This window comes from Flavipsychrobacter stenotrophus (genome assembly GCF_002954265.1).
In the GTDB taxonomy this organism is placed as follows: Bacteria; Bacteroidota; Bacteroidia; order Chitinophagales; family Chitinophagaceae; genus Flavipsychrobacter; species Flavipsychrobacter stenotrophus.
On sequence record NZ_PPSL01000001.1, the window covers coordinates 367,811 to 391,273 of the forward strand.

14 protein-coding genes are annotated in these 23,463 nt (G+C 44.8%); 7 read left to right on the forward strand and 7 right to left on the reverse strand.

Annotation, left to right across the window (positions count from 1 at the left end):
• Window positions 1-48 precede the first annotated feature (48 nt).
• The gene (gene hflX, locus CJD36_RS01840; protein WP_105037399.1) at window positions 49-1,233 is read left to right on the forward strand and encodes a GTPase HflX; all 1,185 of its coding nucleotides are present in this window, start codon (window positions 49-51) and stop codon (window positions 1,231-1,233) included.
• Window positions 1,234-1,386: 153 nt separating this feature from the next.
• The gene (locus CJD36_RS01845; RefSeq protein WP_105037400.1) at window positions 1,387-1,632 is read left to right on the forward strand and encodes a hypothetical protein; all 246 of its coding nucleotides are present in this window, start codon (window positions 1,387-1,389) and stop codon (window positions 1,630-1,632) included.
• 167 nt (window positions 1,633-1,799) lie between these two features.
• Here CJD36_RS01845 and smpB read toward each other — a convergent pair whose 3' ends face one another.
• The 4 genes from smpB to CJD36_RS01865 form a co-directional block, all read right to left on the reverse strand.
• Window positions 1,800-2,249, reverse strand: a complete 450-nt coding sequence (gene smpB / locus CJD36_RS01850; protein ID WP_105037401.1) for an SsrA-binding protein SmpB — start codon at window positions 2,247-2,249, stop codon at window positions 1,800-1,802.
• Between the two features lie 237 nt (window positions 2,250-2,486).
• Window positions 2,487-3,371 (reverse strand): acetyl-CoA carboxylase, carboxyltransferase subunit beta, encoded by an 885-nt coding sequence (gene accD, locus CJD36_RS01855; RefSeq protein ID WP_105037402.1) that lies wholly within the window; start codon window positions 3,369-3,371, stop codon window positions 2,487-2,489.
• A 70-nt stretch (window positions 3,372-3,441) separates the two neighbouring features.
• A complete protein-coding gene (locus CJD36_RS01860; protein WP_105037403.1) occupies window positions 3,442-4,308 on the reverse strand; it encodes a CPBP family intramembrane glutamic endopeptidase in 867 nt (288 codons plus the stop codon).
• Between the two features lie 83 nt (window positions 4,309-4,391).
• Window positions 4,392-5,462 carry a branched-chain amino acid aminotransferase gene (locus CJD36_RS01865; protein ID WP_105037404.1) on the reverse strand — a complete coding sequence of 357 codons (1,071 nt, stop codon included), beginning with the start codon at window positions 5,460-5,462 and terminating at the stop codon, window positions 4,392-4,394.
• 183 nt (window positions 5,463-5,645) lie between these two features.
• On the opposite strand from CJD36_RS01865, the gene CJD36_RS01870 reads away from it, so the two are divergent.
• Both CJD36_RS01870 and CJD36_RS01875 read left to right on the forward strand, forming a co-directional pair.
• Window positions 5,646-6,122, forward strand: coding sequence for a hypothetical protein (locus tag CJD36_RS01870; protein ID WP_105037405.1), 477 nt, complete (start codon window positions 5,646-5,648; stop codon window positions 6,120-6,122).
• Between the two features lie 262 nt (window positions 6,123-6,384).
• On the forward strand, window positions 6,385-7,446 hold the full coding sequence (locus CJD36_RS01875) for an efflux RND transporter periplasmic adaptor subunit (protein WP_105037406.1): 1,062 nt from the start codon (window positions 6,385-6,387) through the stop codon (window positions 7,444-7,446).
• Window positions 7,447-7,678: 232 nt separating this feature from the next.
• Here the strand turns inward: CJD36_RS01875 and CJD36_RS01880 are convergent, their stop codons facing one another.
• The 3 genes from CJD36_RS01880 to CJD36_RS01890 all read right to left on the reverse strand — a co-directional run bounded on the left by CJD36_RS01880 (window position 7,679) and on the right by CJD36_RS01890 (window position 17,694).
• Entirely contained in the window at window positions 7,679-8,935 is a 1,257-nt protein-coding gene (locus CJD36_RS01880; RefSeq protein WP_161499173.1) for a TolC family protein, read from the reverse strand.
• Window positions 8,936-9,185: 250 nt separating this feature from the next.
• Window positions 9,186-12,311, reverse strand: coding sequence for an efflux RND transporter permease subunit (locus tag CJD36_RS01885; protein WP_105037408.1), 3,126 nt, complete (start codon window positions 12,309-12,311; stop codon window positions 9,186-9,188).
• A gap of 211 nt (window positions 12,312-12,522) precedes the next feature.
• The gene (locus tag CJD36_RS01890; RefSeq protein ID WP_105037409.1) at window positions 12,523-17,694 is read right to left on the reverse strand and encodes a DUF7619 domain-containing protein; all 5,172 of its coding nucleotides are present in this window, start codon (window positions 17,692-17,694) and stop codon (window positions 12,523-12,525) included.
• Between the two features lie 956 nt (window positions 17,695-18,650).
• Between CJD36_RS01890 and CJD36_RS01895 the strand changes: the two genes are divergently transcribed.
• The 3 genes from CJD36_RS01895 to selD all read left to right on the forward strand — a co-directional run bounded on the left by CJD36_RS01895 (window position 18,651) and on the right by selD (window position 23,441).
• Complete coding sequence (locus CJD36_RS01895; protein WP_105037410.1) at window positions 18,651-21,047, forward strand: alpha-ketoacid dehydrogenase subunit alpha/beta; 2,397 nt, start codon at window positions 18,651-18,653, stop codon at window positions 21,045-21,047.
• 236 nt (window positions 21,048-21,283) lie between these two features.
• On the forward strand, window positions 21,284-22,345 hold the full coding sequence (mnmH, locus tag CJD36_RS01900; protein WP_105037411.1) for a tRNA 2-selenouridine(34) synthase MnmH: 1,062 nt from the start codon (window positions 21,284-21,286) through the stop codon (window positions 22,343-22,345).
• Between the two features lie 34 nt (window positions 22,346-22,379).
• Window positions 22,380-23,441, forward strand: coding sequence for a selenide, water dikinase SelD (selD, locus tag CJD36_RS01905; RefSeq protein WP_105038032.1), 1,062 nt, complete (start codon window positions 22,380-22,382; stop codon window positions 23,439-23,441).
• The last annotated feature ends 22 nt before the right edge of the window (window positions 23,442-23,463 follow it).

Here is a 23,463-nt window from a genome sequence, read left to right on the forward strand (position 1 = left end):
ACATAAACCGAGACGTTTTTACTTTTTACTTTTTAATTTTTACTTTTTTTGATAGATCCAAGAACCAAATTACACGAAGAGAAAGCCATACTGGTAGGGCTTGTCTACAAGGAGCAGACGGAGATCATGGTAAAAGAATACCTTGATGAACTGGCTTTTCTTGCAGAGACGGCTGGTGCCACTTCTGTAAAAACTTTTATACAAAAGTTACCCAAGCCCGATAGCAAGACCTTTGTAGGAAAGGGAAAGCTGGAGGAGATAAAGGTGTATGTGAAGACCAAGGGTATCACCATAGTCATATTTGATGATGAACTTACCGGCTCGCAGCTGGGCAATATTGCCGATGTGCTGGAAGTGCGTGTGATAGACCGTAGTGACCTTATCTTAGACATTTTTGCCAGTCGCGCCAAGACCGCACAGGCCAAAGTGCAGGTGGAATTAGCCCAATACCAATACATCCTTCCCCGACTAAAAGGGATGTGGAAGCACCTCGAACGTCAGGGTGGCGGTATAGGTAGCAGAGGCCCGGGTGAAACCGAAATTGAAACGGACAGGCGTATAGTAAAGGACAAGATATCACTACTGCGTAAGCGCCTGCAGGAGATCGACCGCCAGGCGGTTACTCAGCGGCAGGAACGTGGTGTGTACATCCGCGTGGCCCTGGTAGGATATACCAATGTGGGTAAAAGTACTATAATGAATGTGCTGAGTAAGGCAGAGGTATTTGCCGAGAACAAACTATTTGCAACATTAGATACAACCACCCGAAAGGTGGTATATGAGCAAACACCGTTCCTGCTAAGTGATACGGTAGGATTTATCCGCAAACTACCGCACCATCTTGTAGAGAGCTTTAAGAGTACGCTTGATGAAGTACGCGAGGCAGACTGTCTGCTGCATGTGGTAGACATATCCCATCCTGCTTACGAAGATCAGATGGGTGTGGTGAATAAGACATTACAGGAACTAAAAGCATTTGATAAGCCGATAATGGTCATCTTTAATAAGATGGATCTTTATGAAGCAAACACGTTTGATAAGTGGCTGGACCCTGAAGTAAAGCAGGATATGCTGGTGCAACTCAACGAACGCTGGCAGCACCTAACCGGCAATATGGCCATCTTTATATCCGCCACCGAGCGCCTTAATATCGATGGTCTCCGAGAGACGATATTAAAGCGGGTTAAAGCACTTTATGAAGAACGTTATCCTTATTTGACACAATTTTATTGATAACATTTTATGAACCGTCCGATTGTATCGGGCGGTTTTTTTGGGTATGACTTATCGGTTGTGCGGCAATTCACCCCTAAAATCTATACAGCCGCAACATTTTAAGTATATGTTAATTCAGTACATTGTAAGTTTGTATATCAATATTTTACAATGATAGTGTCAAACATACAGGCGAAAAGGCTTTTTTACGATTTTAAATGCCCACATTGCCATCAGGAGCCGCCAATTGATTATCTGGCAAACCCTGAGCATGAGTTCCCTGGTTTGGCTCATAATCCCGGACGAAATGAATGCGAAACATTCGACGACGAATTCAATGCAGTGTACAAAGAGAGCCTGCAGGGATACGGGTCATTAGATAGGATGTACGAATGGTTGTGGAAATACAGGAATTAACCGGGATTCTGGTCGAAGCGTCCGCTTCGTCCTTATTTGTAGGAAGCGTCTCGCTTCCGAAATACAGTGTGGCGGAGAAATCAAGTGGTAGAGACACATAATTGCGTCTCCGGAGCGTCAGGGCGTAGTACTTAAACAATATGCGCATCGATGCCCAATGGTTTTCCTTACTTAAGATACCTCTTTATTTCTCTTTCCACTTCCCTGGTCTTGGTGCTTTCGCGCTTGTCGTGCAGTTTCTTTCCTTTACCCAGGCCTATTTCCAGTTTGCAATAGCCCTTATCGTCTATGTAAATGCTGAGAGGGACAATAGTAAGGCCCTTTTCTTTCGCTTTCTGTTCCCATTTACGCAACTCTTTTTTAGTGAGGAGCAGCTTACGGTCGCGCACAGGTACGTGACTAATATAGCCGGCATTAATGTAGATGGCAATGTGCATGCCCTTTAGCCATAGTTCTCCATGGCTGTAAAAGCAGTAGCTGTCGTTGAACGTAACCTTGCCCAATCGCACAGACTTGATCTCAGATCCTGTCAGTACTATACCTGCTTTATACCTGTCTTCTATGGCATATTCAAATGTCGCAGGGCGGTTCTTAATATATACGTTAGCGTCGGCCAATTCTTTTATTAATAGGTTTTTAAGGAATAAGTAATGCTATTTGAGTATTATAACTACAAAAGACTTGCATAACACACTCTCCTCCTTTTGAAGGAGGAGTACGCTGTTAACTCTGCTCCTTCAGCAGGATTAACAGGGGAGGTGATTATCTGCACCAACCAAAAGGTAAAAGGTTAATAAGATAACAGCAATAATTAGGCCGCCATATTATCTTATTAACCTTTTAACCGATTTATCTTAGTTTAAATCAGAGGCAATTGCTCCTGCGGCATCTTTTACAAACCACTGCACCACCTGAGATAATTTTATCTTCAACACTTTCCTGTTTACGATAAAATCAAGGAAGCCATGTTCCAACAGGAACTCCGACTTCTGAAAACCATCAGGAAGGTCTTTTTTGATCGTTTCTTTAATAACACGAGGACCCGCAAAACCTATCAGTGCATTAGGCTCAGCAATATTTATATCGCCGAGCATAGCATAAGATGCCGTAACACCACCTGTTGTAGGGTCGGTCATGAAAGAGATATAGGGCAATCCTGCCTTTGCCAGGCGGGTAAGCTTCGCAGCTGTCTTCGCCATTTGCATCAGTGAGAATGCACTTTCCATCATACGCGCACCACCAGACTTAGTGATGATCATAAACGGCAGCTTGTGCTCTATAGCGTAATCAATACCCCTGCTTATTTTTTCACCTACTACCGAGCCCATTGAGCCACCGATAAAGTTGAAGTTCATGCAGGCAATAACTATAGGCTGGCTGTTCATATTACCTACTCCCACGGTCATAGCATCGGTCAGGTTAGTAGCTTTCTGTGCATCTACCAGGCGGCTATCGTATGGTTTCATGTCCACAAAGTGGAGCATGTCCTTCGGCATTATATTGGTGAACAGTTCTTCATACTCATTGTTGTCAAAAAGTATCTCGAAGTATTCTACTGCATTTATACGGTTGTGGTAGCCGCAATGTGGGCATACATACAGGTTATCGCTCAGTTCCTGCTTGGTATTGGTAGCCTTACATTCAGGGCATTTATGCCACAGTCCGTCAGGAGTTTCCTTTTTTTCTTTCGTAGATGTGAGTATTCCTTGCTTGCTACGACGGAACCAGGTTGATGACATAATTATAAAATTAAGAGGGCAAAGATAGGGTAATACATTTAAGTGCGAAAGTCCGAATTTAGGATTGCCGTTACTTTTCCCAATATGGCACAACCAGGTTGCCTTTTTGTATACTCATCACTAATAATATGGCTGCTGCCAGCAGTCCTATTGCCATGGCCTGAACGGATGCTTCAGGGCCAAACAAACCTCCTGTTATAAGTTTGTCGCCCGTTATATGAACAGAAATAAAACTGTCTTTTACTGCAAATCCCGACGTTGATGCGCCAAACATACCCGACTGCGCAAAATTCCAGGCAATGTGAATGGCAATAGGAAACCACAGATTCCTTGTGAACATATACGCAGTACCCAATAGCAACCCCGCTTCGACGGCAATAGCAACCGCAGCTAATGTTGTACTGTTCTCATTCATCAGGTGCACGCCCCCGAATATGGCAGCTGAGATAAGAAGCGCATAGTAGCTCCCCAACTTTTCCTCCGCCAGCCTGAAGATAATACCTCTGAAGATAAGCTCCTCGGTAATACCGGCGCAGATACATATTGCCAGATAGGGTAGCACATTAGGAGCACTGTTGATCGAAACAACGGTATATCCTTTGTTTAGGTAAATGACCAAAATGACAAGTGACTGGTATACTACACCAAGTAATATACCAGCCCCAAGGTTCGTCAGTAAACTCTGTGATGATAATTCTGTTATTTTCCGTTTTTCGTAATTGCTGAATAGTAGTCTGTACACATATATGGTAAGGATAGACACTACAATGCTGGTTACGATGATAGATATATCGATATTGTGGGTAAATATGGCCAGTATCCTCGGAACCAATGCTTGTCCGAGGCCTATAGTAAATGCACAAATAGCAAAGCCGATCAGTATTTTAACAAGTGCGGAGTGTAGTATTCGTTTGCCTATACATTGTTTTTGTTGCATGGGAGGGGTAGTGTTGATCAAAACTAAAAAGTCGTCTAATTTCAATTAGACGACTTTTCTTAAAATATGATTACAAGGAATTATTATGCTTTTACAACCCAGTTGTGCGTATCTGCCACACGGCCATAACGAATGTTAGCAAGGGTCTTTTTCAGATAGTTTGCTGTCTCCCATGTTTCTACCGGTGGCAACTGCATAGTTACATCGTGGTAAGTAAGTGATGCTATTGGAGCAATAGATGCCGCTGTGCCGGTACCAAATGCTTCTTTCAGTTCACCTGCTTTGTAGGCGTCTGCGATCTCGTCTATAGACAAAGTACGCTCCTCAACCTTCATCCCCTTTTCACGCAGCAATGCCAGTACGCTGTCGCGGGTTACCCCTGCAAGTATGGTATCGTGCTTGATATCCGGGGTAATAACTGTATCGCCGATCACGAAGAATACGTTCATGGTGCCGATCTCCTGAACATACTTATGTTCAAAACCATCTGTCCACAGTATCTGATCGTAACCCATCTTCTTTATTTCCTGTGTAGGATACATGCTCATGCCATAGTTACCTGCAGCCTTGGTAAAACCAATACCACCCGGGAATGCACGTACATATTGATCCTGTACATAGATAGATACCGGCTTGCTGTAGTAAGGACCTGCAGGGCTGGTGATGATCATAAAGCTGAATTTCTCAGCCGTCTTCACACCTATGAACTCATCTGTAGCCACCATGAACGGGCGGATGTATAGAGCAGTATCTTCTGTAGCAGGTATCCAGTTCTCATCTAGCTTGATAAGGGCTTTCAGTCCTTCTATAAAAATGTCTTCAGGTATCTCAGGCATAGCCATACGTACTGCTGACTTATTAAAGCGTCTCCAGTTGTCACGCGGACGGAAGATCAATGGTTCGCCATCTGGTCCCTTGTATGCTTTGATGCCTTCAAATATGGCTTGGCCATAATGGAAGAAAGTAGTTGCCGGACTCAAAGTAAGGTTGTGGAAAGGCATTATTTCAGGCTGTTTCCACTGACCATCTTCATAATTACATATCAGCATGTGGTCAGAATAGATCTTACCAAACTGAATATTAGAAAAGTCTACCTGTGAAAGGCGGCTATTCTCTACTTTTTTAATGCTGATATCTGTTGCAGAAACACTCATGAGTACCTCAATTACTTATTAAAATGATTAATTTTGCGCAAAGAAACAACTTTTTCCTGACAGAAGGTAATACTGCAAAAGTGAGTAGGTATTCAAGTTATCTATTTGTTGATATGTAATATCGTTTGTTTAAATTGACCACACAAAAGTTGCGCAATATTTAACCGGTTATCAAGAGCAGATATGAACATACTCAATACAGATATAATTAAGAACGACCAGGATGTATTTTGGGAGAATTCCCCCTTATTGACCGGTCTTGCTTATCACCCTGTATTGGTATTGACCACCCAATTTGAGCATGGCAGCCTTGAAGAGGAGCAACTGATAGGAATATTAAAATCCGGATGCCGGTTAATGGAGGAGCAATATAATCTTATACAGTTTAAAGAAGATACTAAGGCTGCCTGGCACCAGATGAGGGAACTGGTGGAACCCCGGGTGGTGTTACTATTCAATATTTCTCCTGCTCAATTGGGTATTGCCGCACTGCTCCGTCTCAATGAGATCAATAGTTTTGATGATTGTTACTGGGTGCCATCCCTGTCGTTAGGCCAACTCGCCCAAGATAAGTCCCTTAAAGGCCAGCTATGGAGCAATGGACTAAAACCATTGTTTGTGGATAAGATACGTGGTGAAGTTTTAGTGAAGAGGGGATAATTCTGTTCTACTCTTGCAACAAATAAGCATGCCGGTTATCGTTTAATCATACTTTATCTGCCTTTTGATTGTCATGGTGAGGTTCTCGAACCACGACAATCAAAATGGCACGTACCGTGCATGACCATTGCAATTTACCAATCTAATTAAACTCTTACAATCCTTCGCTGTCTAACACCACTAATACGATAACTGTCTTCCACGGCACGGTTTTGTATTAATATAACTTATCTTTATAGTGGGTATCCTTTTAACCTCAACCATGACATTTAACAACAGGAAGTATCTTATTCTGGTAGCCTATTCATTTATATCTATTGCCCTGTCCTCGTGCGGCGAAAAAAAACAAGAAGAGACGAAAGCCTCCGGCAAGGCAACAACACTCAATGCCGAAGGTTTTGTAGTTCATCCGCAGGTATTTGCCAGTCATTATGATGCCAGTGGTTCTTTATTGCCTAATGAAGAGATACAGATATTGCCGGAAACATCGGGTAGGGTAACGGCCATCTCGTTTAAAGAAGGGTCGCATGTGCGGAAGGGAGATGTGTTGATACGGCTCTACAACGACGATATCCTCGCGCAGGTGCAAAAGTCGAAAGCGCAGCGCGAACTACAGGTAAAAATAAAAGAACGCCAGGCAAAGTTGCTGAGCATAGGTGGTATAAGTCAACAGGACTACGAGACCACTACTGCACAGATAGCCTCTATAGATGCAGATCTTGCCTATTCACAGGCACAACTCAACAAAACAATTATCAAAGCCCCTTTCGATGGCCGCATAGGTATCCGTAATGTAAGCCTTGGCGCTGTCATCACACCAACAACTGTCATTGCCACACTACAGCAAAGCAGGGTATTAAAGCTCGATTTCACTTTGCCGGATCAGTACAAGGATGAAGTAATCGCCGGTAAGGAAGTAACCTTCACAGTAACAGGTAGTTTAGATACGTTCAGGGCTACAATCAGTGCCATTGAACCATCGGCCGATGTTGCTACCCGTACGCTGAAAGCAAGAGCATTGGTGAAAAATGACAATGAAAAGTTGATAGCCGGTTCATTCACGCACGTAAATGTTCCTTTCCGTAATGATAAGACCGCACTTATGGTCCCATCCCAGTCCATCATACCCACCACCCGCGATAAGCAGATAGCTGTAGTAAAGGGCGGTAAAGCTAAAATGCAGACAGTAGTTATTGGCACCCGCACCAGCGACCAGGTGGAAGTGCTTAGTGGTCTAAGCGAGGGTGACACCATCCTCACCACCGGCATCATGCAGGTAAAGCAGGGTATGCCCGTTAAGGTGACGAAAGTAAATAAGAAGTAAAAGCACTTGTGTTGCTTCAATTTAACATTATTCTTAAAAAAATTGCCAGCCCTGAAAGGGCGACATAAATAGCGAGGGGTTTCCAACCCCTCGACCAATAAAACTACAAAACACAAGCCCTGTAAGGGCGACATAACTAGACAAGCGAGCTGCAAGAGGTTTGCGGCAAGTTTGTACACAGTCCATCAACCCTCATCGAGCCATTAAGCAATTCAGCAATTGAGCCATTATTTTACTTCACCAACTGGTTCTGCAACTCCAGCACCAGCGTCTCATTCACCTTAAGATTATACGCTGCCGTATACAACCTTTCCAATGCCGTTACATAATCAGTTTCCGCCTGCCTCGACTCAAGGGTAGTACCTACACCCACCCTGAAACGGGCCAGCTGCACATCCAGATTCTCCTTGGCGTATTTGATATTTTCCGTCTCCAGTTTATAACTGGCTACTGCTACCCAGTAGTTGATCCATGCCGTGCGGTACTGCTTACCCAGCACAGTATTCTGGCGTTCAAATATCAGGTCGTCGCGCATAGCCTGTAGTGATGCAACCTTAGATACTCGCCTTATATTGCCACCTTCAAATAGCGGCATAGACAAAGTAAGCGACCCCGTTGGTCCATAGCTACGGGTGAATACCGAAAATCCCGTGGAATTGGTGTTACGGACATAATTATATCCTGTACCCAGCGTAAGGGTGGGGAGGAAGGCTGTATTGGCAATATCTGCATTAAGATGAGATACATAGGCGTTGCGCTTAAACACATCCAGCGATAGGTTCACATCCTGTAGCTTGTCTTTGTCTATTGGTTCCAGACCGGTGTTTAGTTCCAGGCTATCATCTGTTATATAGTCTTTATCGTCTTGCTCACCCATTATCGATGCCAGCGAATCATTCGCCTGCATGAGCTGAGATATGAATGTCATAGAATCACTCTGACGCGCATTATAATCTACCCTTGCCTGCAGGTAATCTATCTTCGCTCCAGCGCCCGTTTCGTATTTCAGATTAGCAATATCCATCCTTACGCGTGCCAGCGCCAGGCCGGTGTCAACTGCTATCAACTGCTTTTGTTGCCACACTACTTTGGCATACATCTGTATGGTGCGCGATACCACCGTCTGCACCTGAAGCTTTAACTGAGATGCACTGATCGCTTCATATTCATTCAATTGTTTCTTTACAATGAACATTTTCCCACCATCAAAAATGGTCCAGTTGATCTGCAGGTAGGGGTTAATACTTGTTGCCCTCGCACGTGGATTATTCTGTTCGCCACCGCTTGCCAGCTGGCTATGTACATCATTAAGGTTTTCAGAAACAGTGGCATTTAGAAATACGTAGGGGGAGAACCCGGCATTGCCCAATGTATTATTTCGTTGTGCCTGCTGCACGGCAAGGTCTGCTATTTTTATATCAAAATTATACTTCAGCGATCGCGCCACCGCATCCTGTAGGGTTAACCTTTCCTGTGCGCGTGTATTCATGGTGAAAAAAAGTAAGGTGAAGGACAGCAGTGAGTAAACCTTCCACAACACCTCCTTCAAACCACCTGTTCGTAGAGACGCAAGATTTTGCGTCTCCACCCAACACAAGTACATCGGGGCGTATTCGTTTTGTTCACAAAACACCTCTCTCTCTCTTGGAGAGGGTTTGGGTGATGTTATATATCGCTTGTAGATAACCATGAATGGGCTACTTTTTTGTTTTGACTTTTGACTTTTCACTTCATATTTATTATTCCATTGCTGCTCTCGCTTCTCTTTCATCTTCCTCCCGCTGCGCTGCTTCTTTCGCCGGATCTTCTTTCTTCTTCCGCGATAGATAAGAATAGATGACAGGGACCACAAACAGGGAGAGCACCAATGAGAACATAATACCGCCCACTATCACAATTCCCAGTGGTTTACGACTGGTAGATGCAGCACCCAAAGACAATGCAATAGGCAGTGCGCCAAATGCCATAGCCAGGCTGGTCATCAATATGGGTCGCAACCTTAGTGTTGCCGCCTCTATGGCTGCATCCATTATTGGCGTACCCTTTTCCTTTATCTGGTTGGCAAACTCCACTATCAAAATACCATTCTTCGTCACCAACCCTATTAGCATAATCATTCCTATCTGCGAGAAGATGTTCAATGTTTGTCCGAACGCCCAGAGAGATATCAATGCTCCTGCCAGTGCCAGTGGAACTGTAAGCATAATAATGAAAGGATCTATAAAGCTCTCAAACTGCGCTGCAAGTATCAGGTAGATCAATCCTAATGCCAGTAAAAATGCAAAGGCGGTGTTAGACGAACTCTCTACATAATCCTGCGATGATCCGGCAAGAGATGAATTGAAACTTTCATCTATGATTTTCTGCTCCTTGAGTTTATCATAGATCACATTCATAGCAGCTATACCATCGCCAATAGTTTTGCCCGGTGCCAGGTTGGCCGATATGGTTGCACTCTTGTACCTGTTGTAGTGAAATATCTGCGACGGACTGGTCGACTCCTGCATGGTAACCACATTATCAATAGAGATCAGTTGGCCGGTCTTGGTCTTTACAAAAAACTGTTTCAGGTCTACTGGTGCATCTCTGCTGGCTCTGTTTACCTGTCCTATCACCTGGTATTGTTTTCCGCTGATGGTGAAATACCCCAGATTACCTGCACTTAGTGCGAACTGCAACGACTGAGATATGTCCCCAACCGATATACCCAGGTCCGATGCCTTGGCGCGGTCTATGCTTACAGATAGTTCAGGCTTATTGAATTTCAGGTTCACATCCACTCCCTGGAATGTCTTGTCGGCATTGGCCATATCCATAAATGCCGGTAGTGCTTTCTCCAGTTTATCAAAATCTATATTCTCCAACACAAACACTACAGGGAACGCACTGCCTCCACGTTGCACCGAAATAGTCTGTTCCTGTATGGCCAGTGCTTTACCAAAGTTCAATTTTCTCAGGTTCTTCCCCAGAGATTCAACGATCTCTTTCTGGCTGCGGCTCCTCTCTCCGGGTTCACTTAGTCTTATATTCGCATTGCCCGAGTTCACCGTTCCGCTCGATCCCGGTGCTGTGTTAGAGAGTACAACCTGCCGCTCCGGAACGCTGTCTATTACCAGATCTACAATCTTATCCATATAGTTGCTCATGGCGTCATACGATGTGCCCTCCGGGGCCGTTACCTGTAGCCTGAACCTGCTTCGGTCTTCCATTGGCGCAAGCTCACTTTGCAGGCTTTTGCCAATTAACACTATCAATCCAAAACAAACAGCAATTCCCGCTAGTGCCATCCACCTGTGCTTCATTATCCAGTGCAGGCTATTGCGGTAATGCCTTTCCATTCCTTCAAAGAATGGTTCAGTCTTTACATAAAATTTTGATGGCTTGTGCACATCGCGGGTCATCAATACATTCAGCACTGGGGTAAGCGTAAGCGATACAAATGCCGATATCAAAACCGCACCCGCTACTACCACCCCAAACTCTCGGAACAACCTGCCGGTGAATCCCTGCAGGAAGATAATAGGAAGAAACACCACTGCCAGTGTGATGGAAGTAGAGATAACCGCGAAGTAAATTTCCTGGCTGCCCTCACGCGCCGCGCGATGCTTATCCAGTCCCTGCTCTATCTTTTTAAATATACTCTCTGTTACCACTATACCATCATCCACCACTAGGCCAGTCGCCAACACTATAGCCAACAAGCTCAGAATGTTGATAGTGAATCCCATAATGTACATAATGAAAAATGCACCTATAAGACTTACAGGTATGTCAATTAGCGGACGGAATGCGATCAGCAGATCTCTGAAAAACAGGTAGAAGATAATGATCACTAACCCAAGCGATATCATCAATGTTTCCTCTACCTCAAAGATCGACTTCTTGATGAATGCGGTAGTATCAAGGGCTATATCCACTTTAAAATCGGCGGGGATATCTTTCTTCAGTTGAGCGAAACGCTTATAAAACTCATCGGCTATGGCTACATAATTACTGCCGGGCTGGGGTATTACCGCCAGCGCTACCATAGGTATGCCACTTTCTTTAAGCTGCGTTTCTTCGTTCTGCGGACCAAGTACCGCCTCGCCAATATCTTTCAGGTGAATGTCTACACCATTGGCATTGCCAACGATCATATTGTTGAAGTCGTCCTCGGTATACAATTTCCCTAAAGTTCTCACCGATAGTTCCGTGTTTCCACCGCTAACCTTACCTGCCGGTAACTCCACATTTTGTCCTTTTAGCGACGCCTGTACCTCCTGAAAGGTAATGCCATAGCCCGCCATCTTCAGCGGATCCAGCCACAGGCGCATAGAGTATAGCTTTCCTCCCCACACCGTTATGCTACTCACACCAGGAATGGTCTGCAGTTTCTCCACCAGCACATTCTCGGCATAGTCGGTAAGTTGCATGGGGTTTTTAGTATTGCTTTGCACCGTCATAGATATGATGGGCTGAGCACTGGCATCGGCCTTTGTAACTACCGGTGGAGCGTCAATATCCTGCGGAAGACTTTTTATAGATTGGGCTACCTTATCCCGCACATCATTGGCTGCTGCTTCCAGATCTATTCCCAGTTCAAACTCTAGAGTTATATTACTGGATCCGTGCGAACTTGTTGATGATACATTTTTGATCCCCGCTATACCATTTACAGCCTTTTCAATAGGCTCGGTAATCTGCGATTCTATCACATCAGGATTGGCTCCCGCGTAGCTGGTACGCACATTAATAATAGGCGGATCGATAGAAGGGTAGTCGCGTATCCCCAGCGACTTAAAGCCTATCCCCCCAAAAACGATAATTATTATATTCAGTACTATAGCCAGTACCGGTCTTTTTAATGAAAGTGATGATAGACTCATGCGCGGTGTAGTAGCTCTAACTCAGAAATTTTAAACATATAAAAACCATACCAATAGTTTTCGGTGTCGTCGTCTGTCGAGGATTAGATGGGTAAATTAGAGAAAGGTTTAGCCTGTTATATTATTGTACGCGGGAAAAGGGGCTCTCTCCAGATAAAAAGGGCGGTCATAGTTGCCCCCTTTAATTGAAATGTATGAAAATGAATGACTATCAGCTTTTTATAATAAAATGGAGTATTTCCTGTGCGTTACTGACATTCACTTTTAGTATATAAGTGCCGTCTGCTAATTTGCCTCCGGGTTGAATCTGTTCGTTGATACTGCCATTAGTATTAGCAATGATATTTCTATAGACCACCTGTCCCAGCATATTCATGATCTCAATGTTTAACTCGCTACCAATAGAAAGCAGTGAACCCGAGAGCGTAAATGTGCCGTTATTAGGGTTAGGGTATAGGGTAAGGTTGCTTGCAACTGACCCTGAATTACCAATGCTGGCTTCGCATGATGAGAAAGGACGAACAAATAACTGATGGGTTGCTGTATCAGTTCCGCATGAGGTGATACTGGTATACACAATAGTAACAATGCCACTGTTTACACCCGTCACAACACCAGTTGCTGAGATGGTCGCAATCCCTGCATTAGAGCTGCTCCAGCTACCCGTTGTTGTGTTGCTCAGGCTTATTGTCATCCCCTCACAAACACTATCCATTCCAGTTATAGTGCCAGCATCCGGCAGTGCATTAACGGTTATACTTGCCGTTGCAGTATCAGCTCCGCAGGTATTAGTAACAATGTAAGAGATTATTGTTGTGCCTGCTGCTATGCCAGACACTATACCCGATACATTTATAGTTGCAGTACTGCTCGTTGAACTTATCCATGTACCGCCCGTAATGGCACTGGCAAGTGACGTTGCCGCACCTGCACATACAGATGAGGCTCCAGTTATGCTACCCGCATCTGCAAGCGGTAAAACGGTGATCGCCATTGTATCAATTGCTGTGCCGCAGGAGTTGGTTACAAAATAGTAAATATCAACGTTGTTTGCTGTTAATCCCGTCACCATACCGCTGACAACAGTAGCGTCAAAGCTCCCCGCACTCCAGAACCCGCCGGTTACAATATCTGTTAGCGTAATAATGCCGCCAACACATACAGATGATAGACCGTTAATTGTTCCCGCATTTGGCAGCGGATTTATTGTGACCGACATAGTGTCTACCGCTACATTACAGCTGTTACTTACAGAATAAGATATGATAGTAGTACCCGCATTAACGCCATGCACAACACCTCCTGCTATGGTTGCAGAAGATGAACTACTTAACCATGTTCCTCCTGTTGCTGCATTACTTAGCGTGGTTGTTCCCAGTTCACATACAATCGGCGTGCCGGTTATTGTCCCTGCATTGGCTAATGGATAAACCGCTATCATCATAGTATCTACAGCAGTTCCGCAGCTATTGGTGACAGAGTAAGATATTATTGTATTACCTGCTAATACTCCTGTTACCAGGCCTCCGGCTACCGTAGCGTAAAATGTGCTACTAGCCCAGCTGCCCCCGGTGATGAGATCGCTTAGTGTCATGGTAGCAGTTTCGCAGACAGCGGTGGCGCCTGTTATTGTGCCTGCATCAGGCAATGGATTTACTGTCACCATCATAGTGTCGGTAGTAGTACCGCAGCTATTGCTGACCGAGTAGGATATTATTGTGTTTCCTGCTGTTATACCGGTTACTGTTCCGCCAACTACTGTAGCAGTAGCGGCGCTGCTGGCCCATGTGCCACCTGTAACGGTATTGCCCAGCGTTGTTGCAGCCAGTGCGCAAATCACTGGTGTGCCGGTTATTGTTCCTGCATTTGGCAATGGGTTGATAGTGACCATCATTGTATCGGTTGCCGTTCCGCAGCTGTTGGTTACAGCGTAGGATATGATTGCATTACCTGCGCCCGCGCCCGTTACTACTCCGCTGGCTACCGTTGCTGCCGGAGAGTTGCTTGTCCAGGTTCCGCCTGATGTTATATTAGATAATGTTGTTGCTGCTAGCTGGCAAACAACAGGCGTACCTGTTATAGTACCTGCGTCAGGCAAAGGATTTACAGTAACCATCATGGTATCTACAGCTGTGCCGCAGCTATTGGTCTTGGAATAAGAAATGATAGCACTGCCTACCGTTGCACCTGTTACAACCCCGCCAACTATGGTTGCTGAAGATGAACTGCTAGACCATGCACCGCCTGTTACAACATTGCTTAGCGTTGTTGCCGCCAGTGCACAAACCACCGGTGTGCCGGTTATTGTTCCTGCATTTGGCAGAGGGTTGATGGTGACCATCATCGTGTCAGTTGCCGTTCCGCAGCTATTGGTAACAGCATAATATATGATTGCATTGCCTGCAGATATGCCGTTTACCACTCCGGCCACTATTGTTACATTTGATGTGCCACTAGTCCATGTGCCACCGGCTGTAGTATCGGTAAGTGTTATCGATGATAATTCACATACTATTGGAGTTCCCGTTATTGTTCCTGCCTGCGGCAATGGTCTTACAGTTACCATCATTGTATCGATAGCAGTGCCACAAGTGTTAGTTACAGCGTAGGATACTATTGTTGTACCAGCTGTAAGACCGGTTAATGTTCCCGTAGCTATTGTTGCAGAGGCCGTGCTGCTCGTCCAGGTACCGCCGGTAGCTGTGTTGCTCAATGTTGTCGTTGCCAGTTCACAGACTGTCGATGTTCCGGTTATTGTTCCGGCGTCAGGCAAAGCAAGTGAGGACACAGTTAGGTTATTTGATATCGATAGTAATGAGTCGCCGGCGCTATCCCATAATTTGCAGTTGACGGTATTCCCGGCATTCACAGCGGCGCTTATTAATTCTGATCTCCCGGAGCCTGTGGCTGCAGAGTTAACAAACCATTTGTAGTATGTGTTGACTATATCAGGCGATGTGGCAATGAAGTGTGCGGTATCACCTGGGCACACTAAAGCAGTTTCCGCAATTGATATATATGGAATACGGATCACATTTTGAATAGTATTTGTCATTACAACAGGGTTATCGTCGAAGAATATACCTGCATGATTTAATATACTTGTATTGTTGGGCAAACCTCTCTTGGCGTTTATATTATAGATCAGCATGCCTGTACATTGATTGTGGTGCGTACTATCTAATAATTTGATGTTTGGAAAATCGAATTTTACTATAGTATGCCCACCGCTTTTATAAGTTGCAATATTCATGGGATTTGTTGCCATTACCATTTCAAATGAAGACGGATCAACCTTATCAGACAATGTATCCATTACATAGATGTTCTGTGCGGTGTCGTTACCGTCATTTTCAAATTCTATCGTGTATTGGAGTTTGGTACCAGCTAGAATATTTCCCTGGGGAGAAACAGCGATATAGTTTGGGTCGAAAGATGATTTTACAGTATCAACAATGAAGATTGTATTATTTCCCGTATCAAGGTCTCCCGGAGGTGGAATTACTTTGATGGTTGTTTGTGCCGTATCGCCTGGTAATAATAGAGCACCGGGCACTTCACATCTCAAATTAATTATTGTTGACGCATATGAAGATGACATTCCGCCAAGGTGCCATGTTAACGTATGTCCGGAAATAGAAGCAGGGACTGGGGACGCACTGTAATAGTCATATTTCGGACTGATATTTATCACAAGGTCCGAGGCCGTTGGCGAACAGTAGGCATTATTAATGGCAACATCAAATTGCAGCGTATGTCTGCCGGCTTTATGCGCACTGTTTACACTAATATCAAATCCTGGTAAAGAGCTGCAGTTAAATCCCATTCTGATTGTTTTTGAGTTGTCTCCTGTTACACTAAATGTGTCTGAAATAATGCCTGATGCTGGACAGGACGGTGTCAGTCCGGGAGGGTGGCTGATCACTTTAAAAGAATAGATATCTCCGGCAGTGCCATTTGCGGTGTAATAAAGCCCACCGGTTATCGATATAGTATCATTTGGAATACCATTGGAATCTACTTCTATGGTTACTGGGAGATGTGCGGCCACATCAATTCCGCTATCAAAGACACAATTGCTGTTCAAATCTGAATAGGTCTGCAGATTAATAACACCACATGGTTGATGTACATATGAGGCTACAAATGAGTCAACGATCGCCGATCCGTTAATGATCATATTTTTAATTGTGTAGGTGCCTGCCGATGCATAGGTATGATTTATGGACACATAGGAGCCTACCGCAAAAATTCCTTGTGAAAATCTACACGTATCATTCGTGCCATCATTAAAATAGGACACCACTCTTAATGTACTATCAAATACAGGACTGGAAATATTGAGTAGCGGGCCTCCACATGTATGATGGAGATTCAGGTTGAAAGAGGGCGTTGGGCTTGGCGTGAACTTTTTTATATAGCTGCCAACTTTAAAATAGAAATTGCCGGAATTGTCAATGGCCAGATCATTTAATCCGGAAATAAAGCTAGGGGAGCTGACAATGCCGGCACAGTCTATTTTTCTATGACAATTTCCGAAGCCAGAGCTAATATATAGATTTCCGAACGGGTCGAGATCGAGGCGTGCTGGGTTATCAAGACCGGCAAAGGTAGCTGGGAGTCCGTCACCTGCATGTGATGCTGCGCCATTTCCGGCTACGGTTGTAATAATACCATTTGCGTCTATTTTTCTTATTCTGTTATTTGATCCATCGGCAATATATATATTGCCGTTCCTGTCCATTGTAACATCTTGGGGGCCATGCAACATGGCGTTTGTTGCTGGCCCACCATCCCCACTAAATCCTTGGGTCCCTGTTCCGGCAATTATTGTAATTATTCCTGTAGGTGTTATTTTTTCAACTACGCTTGACCACCAATCCGTGAAATACAAATTGTTGGCAGAGTCAACAAAAACTGATGATGGGCAGGGCATAAATCCCCCTATTGAAACGTTTGTTAAGAGTCCTGTTGTGTCAATTTTCAGCACCATACGGTGGTTAAAATCAGCGATAAAAATGTTTCCTAGTCTGTCTATTGCTATTCCCTCGGCTTCCCGCATTGATGATGTAGTGGCTTGATATCCCAAGTGCCAGGGATTATCGTTTCCATCTCCAATTACTCTGGCTATGTTGCCACTGGTGTCTACTTTGCTTATTACGCGTTTAAAATTATCTCCGACGAAAATATTCCTATTTTGGTCTATGGCTATTTGGGTTCCTCCATATCCTATCCCCGATGCAGTGGCAGGGCCGCTGATATTTGGAATGTCGGTCGTACCGTTACCCATAATTATTGTATAGGTGCCGGATTGCGCAATAGCTGGAGCCACCAAAAGGAATCCATTCAATATAACTCCAATAGTAATAAGAATATTCCTCATGAGTGTCAGTTTAATAGTGTGTTGTATATTGTAAAAGTATACATTCAATATGTATATTACTGTAAGATCTCACCAACGGTCATTTTTGTTTATGAACGGTAAATTATCTGGAATATTATTTAGTTTAACAACTTAGAATTTTGACATTGAAAAAACATATCCACATCAAATAACCACCCTAAAACCCTTACTGTGCCTGCCATACAGCCTGGTTCTACGCAAATTTTGTGAATATCTTCTTTTGGTACATACCAAAACAAGCCCCAACTTTACACCGGAATTAGAAGATTACTATGATATGAATGATAAACCATCCGTCACATACCCCGATCATTCTGCGCCATACTTAGAAAAACTAAAGAAGTAGTTTAGCGGAAATTGGCGGAAAAACTGCGGAAAACTGCGGAAACTGGCGGTTTTCAAAAACCTCCGAAAACCCTACCCACTAAGCAATCTACAGGAAACGCACCAAAAAAAACTGCCGGAAACGCAAAAAACCACCATTGGCGGAAAACCCCTCAAAAAACCCTGATAACCCTTAAACAATCTGATACAATACTGTAATTCATAGCCCATCAAACCGCTCTCCGCTCTTCCGCTCCCCGCCCTCCCATTCCTCGGGCACGATCGGGCATAACCCAAAATCACAACCACATGAATACCAAAACATTACACCAATCCCATGCCCGATTTAATTTTCATTTCCATCGGGTATTCCCTCAAAAACCGCCCCGTTCGCCGCTGTTGTGTCTTCTGACCAACAGCCATCATGCCGGTCCTCTTTGAGAAAAACCGTACTCATCATCAAGAAAATTCTTCAATCCTTTAAATTCTGGTTCAGACAAACAACACGGCATTAGCATCATATCAGCTAATAATCATTGCCAAATTGTCTAATTGCCAAATTGCCGAATTGAATTATCTTTGTCATTCATTGAATACCCCCTTTTTTTTATATGCCGAAATTAGCTACTGTATCGAAGTCTGAAAGGTTGTCGTTTGAAGAGTTTAAAAAAGAAACATTAGCTGATTACCGCATGGCGGTAGCCAGTCGCGAGGCGAGCCTGATAGGTCGCCGCGAGGTGCTCACAGGTAAGGCTAAATTCGGGATATTTGGTGATGGTAAAGAGTTGGCGCAGATAGCTGCTGCCAAGTGTTTTTTACCCGGTGATATCCGCAGCGGTTACTACCGCGATCAGACCCTCATGTTTGCTACAGGCATGAGCGATATACAGAAATTTTTCGCACAGTTATATGCCGATCCAAATGTAGAAAACGAACCATCAACGTCGGGCCGTATGATGAACGGGCACTATGGTACCCGTTGGTTGGATGAAAAAGGTGATTGGAAAGATCTCACCAAAGAACCACAGTCCAGCAGCGATATTTCGCCTACGGCAGGTCAGATGGTACGTGCGCTAGGTTTGGCTCAGGCATCTAAGATGTACCGCAATGTAGATGAGTTGCAGCAGGGATTCGAAAAATTCACTAACAAGGGTAACGAGGTCATCTTCTGTACCATTGGCGATGCGTCTACCTCAGAAGGTTTATTCTGGGAGACCATCAACGCAGCCGGCGTATTGCAGGTGCCATTGGCAGTTTTCGTTTGGGACGATGGTTATGGTATATCAGTACCCCGCCACCACCAGACTACTAAAAACTCAATTTCAGAAGCCCTTGCAGGTATGCAATGGGACGAAAATAAAGGCGGTATCAATATCTACACCGTTAAGGGTTGGGATTATGCAGGCCTTATGGAAACCGTGCAGAAGGGTATTGACCGTGTGCGCGAAACGCATATCCCGGCTATATTCCATGTACAGGAAGTTACTCAGCCACAGGGTCACTCTACATCCGGCTCTCATGAGCGCTACAAGAACAAAGAGCGCCTTGATTGGGAAAAGGAAATGGATTGTATCGTAAAGATGAAGCAATTCATGCTGGAGAATGGCATTGGTAATGAAGAAGAGCTGGCCGCTATTGAAGAAGATGCGAAGGGCGAAGCACGTGCTGCCAAACAAAGGGCATGGGATGCATTTCTGGCGCCTATAAAGGAACAGATACAAACGGCTACAACGCTTTGCAACCAGGTTGTGTATGATGGTGGCGATAGTGCGCAAGCAATTGCTAAGGCTGTGCAGGACTTAGGCGCAATTAAAGAGCCTATCCGCAAAGACATTATGCAGACCGTAGGTAAGGTGCTGGCACTCTGCACGCAAAATACCGATGCTAAGCGGGCGCTCAATAATTTTTACGAACAGATAAAGACCGATAATAAAGAAAAGTTCTCTTCACACCTCTACAGTCAGTCTGATAAGAGCGCAATGAAGGTTACAGAAGTGCCGGCACAATACGAAGGCGAAGCTGTTTCATTGAATGGATACGAGATACTCAACAAGTTCTTTGACCATACTTTCGCTACCAACCCGGCTGTTGTTGCTTTTGGTGAAGACCTGGGTAAGATAGGTGACGTTAACCAGGGCTTTGCCGGTCTGCAGGACAAATACGGTGCAATGCGCATATCAGATACCGGTATACGCGAGGCGACTATCATTGGTCAGGGTCTTGGAATGGCAATGCGTGGCCTTCGCCCAATCGCCGAGATACAATATTTAGATTACCTGTTGTATGGTCTACAGCCACTCAGCGATGATGTGTCTACCATGCAGTACCGTACCCGTGGCGGACAGAAATGTCCGATCATAGTACGTACACGTGGCCACAGGCTGGAAGGCGTATGGCACAGCGGATCGCCAATGGGTATGATCATAAACTCCATCAGGGGTATGTACCTGTGTGTGCCACGAAATATGACACAGGCTGCCGGTATGTACAACACCTTGTTGCGCAGCGATGAGCCGGCAATAGTTGTAGAGTGCCTGAATGGTTACCGCCTTAAGGAGCGTGTGCCAAGCAATCTTACAGAGTTCTCAGTGCCATTTGGTATTCCTGAAGTTATCCGTGAGGGTAGTGATATTACCATTGTTTCTTATGGTTCTACATTGCGTGTTATAGAAGAAGCAATTGTCAACTACATGGAGCCAAAGGGCATCAGCTGCGAAGTGATCGATGTGCGTACATTATTGCCTTTCGATATCAACCATATGATCGTTGAATCTTTGAAGAAGACCAACCGCATTGTATTTATTGACGAGGATGTACCGGGTGGTGCAAGTGCGTATATGTTCCAGCATGTTATGGAAAAACAAGGTGGCTTCCGTCATCTCGATGTATCGCCACGTACCATCACCGCACAGGCGCATCGCCCCGCATACGCTACCGACGGCGACTATTTCTCTAAGCCTAATGCCGAAGACATAGCAGCCGTACTGGAAGACATGATGAGAGAATAGAAGAACTAAATCAAAAGTTAAAAGTGAAAACCAAAAAGTAATACAATGTATAACCCACGGCGAAGACCGTGGGTTATAAGATTAAAATGCAGCTTAGAAGCCTTGAAGGGGCTACATACATTAGCCCGGGGTTTCAACCCCGGTAACTCAAGGCAACCCGCCACGAGCCCTGTTAGGGCGACATAATTTCAGGTGGAATCATTACCTCACAAATAATTATCCCTGCCAGCCACAATATGATCCACCACATAGACATCAGCGAATTCATAGAACTGGCGCAAACCACGCCCATCTTCGATGTGCGCAGCCCCGGGGAGTATGACCATGCACACATACCTAACGCCTATAGTCTGCCCCTATTCTCTAACGAAGAGCGCAAAGTGGTTGGCACTGCCTACAAGCAGCAAAGCCGCGAAGATGCTATAAAGATAGGTCTCGACTTCTATGGTGTAAAAATGCGTGGTATGGTGGAAGAAGTGGAAAGGATCATAGCTGAACGTAACCCCGATACCAATGACTACACCCGTCGTAAAGATCATAAAGTTCTGGTGCATTGCTGGCGGGGTGGTATGCGTAGTGCGGGCGTCTCCTGGCTGCTGGATCTTTACGGGTTTAACGTGTATATGCTGAAGGGCGGCTATAAGGCTTATCGCAACTGGGCATTACAGCAGTTCGATATAGAGTATCCCCTGAATGTGTTAGGTGGTTATACCGGATCCGGGAAGACGGAGATACTTGGCGAATTGGAATGGAACGGCAATGCAGTAATAGACCTGGAGGCAATAGCCAAACATAAAGGCTCTGCTTTCGGTGGCTTTGATGCAGTACAACCATCGCAGGAAATGTTTGAAAATGAGTTGGCGCTTGTGTTGTACAATACCAGTAAAACTATAACTGACGGCAAGCGTATCTGGGTAGAAGATGAGAGCCAGCGGGTTGGCTTGATCAATCTGCCGGGAGCATTTTACAAGACGATGGTTGCTGCTCCATTGTACTTTCTCGATGTGCCATTTGAGCAGCGCGTCAATTGGATAGTGGAAGGTTATGGGAAGTATACCACTGAAGAACTCATTAATGCCATTGTTCGGATAAAGAAAAGATTGGGCGGACAGGACACAAAAAATGCCATCAACGCATTAGTAGAAAGTGACCTTAAAACCTGCTTCGCCATATTGCTGAGGTACTATGATAAGTACTATGGCAAAGGACTTGCAGCTCGGGAGAAGGCCGGAGTAACTATTTATAAAGTCAGCACAGATAAAGTTGATGCTGCTGCCAATAGCAAGCTCATCACATAACCCCATTACCTATCACCAACTAATATTTAATTTTATGGAGTCAATAGAAGAAATAAGACTTACCCAATATTCACGTGGAGCGGGTTGTGGCTGTAAGATAGCGCCCGCAGTACTACAGGAGATATTGAAGACAGAGACCAGCTATGCAGCAAACGACAAACTGCTGGTAGGCAATACCACCAACGATGATGCCGCGGCTTATGATATGGGTAATGGAATGGCCCTTATTGCTACCAACGACTTCTTCACACCCATTGTTGATGATGCTTACGACTTCGGTCGCATAGCCGCCGCTAATGCCATAAGTGATGTGTATGCTATGGGTGGCAAGCCACTGATGGCTACAGCTATATTGGGCTGGCCTGTAGAGAAGCTCCCCGTGGCACTGGCACAACAAGTGCTGGAAGGTGCACGAGCTATCTGCAATGAAGCAGGCATACCTCTTGCAGGTGGACATAGTATTGACGTCAGTGAGCCTATTTTCGGGCTGTCCGTTAATGGCGTATGTAACATAGCCAACCTTAAGCGGAACAATACTGCCAAAGAAGGTGATGTGCTTTTTCTTACGAAGTCTATAGGGGTAGGTATATTAGCTACTGCGCAAAAGAAAGGCTTGCTTAAAGAAGAGCACAAAACAATGCTCATTGATCAACTCACTAAGCTTAACAAAATAGGGGAGCAGCTGGGATCCATTCCCGGCGTTACTGCAATGACCGATGTGACAGGTTTCGGGCTCGGTGGGCATCTTATAGAAATGGCTGAGGGCGCTGGTTTGTCGGCCGAACTGTACTACAGTAAGATAGGTATTGTTGAAGGTGCCAAAGAGTACATTGCTCAACGTGCTATCCCCGATGCCACTTACCGCAACTGGAATGGCTACGGCGCAAAGATCCATTTTGAGGGCGGAGTAGATGTAATGGAAGCTTTTAGCATTTTACCAGATCCCCAAACCAACGGCGGTTTGCTTATAGCTGTAAATGAAAGCAGTATTGAAGAGGTCATCGCATTGTTCGGGGCTAATGATTATTTGAAGTACGTTACTCCTGTTGGTAGATTTGTGGCTCGTCAGGAGAAAGCTGTTTTAGTGTTAGCATAAAAAAATGGCAACACTAAGCGTT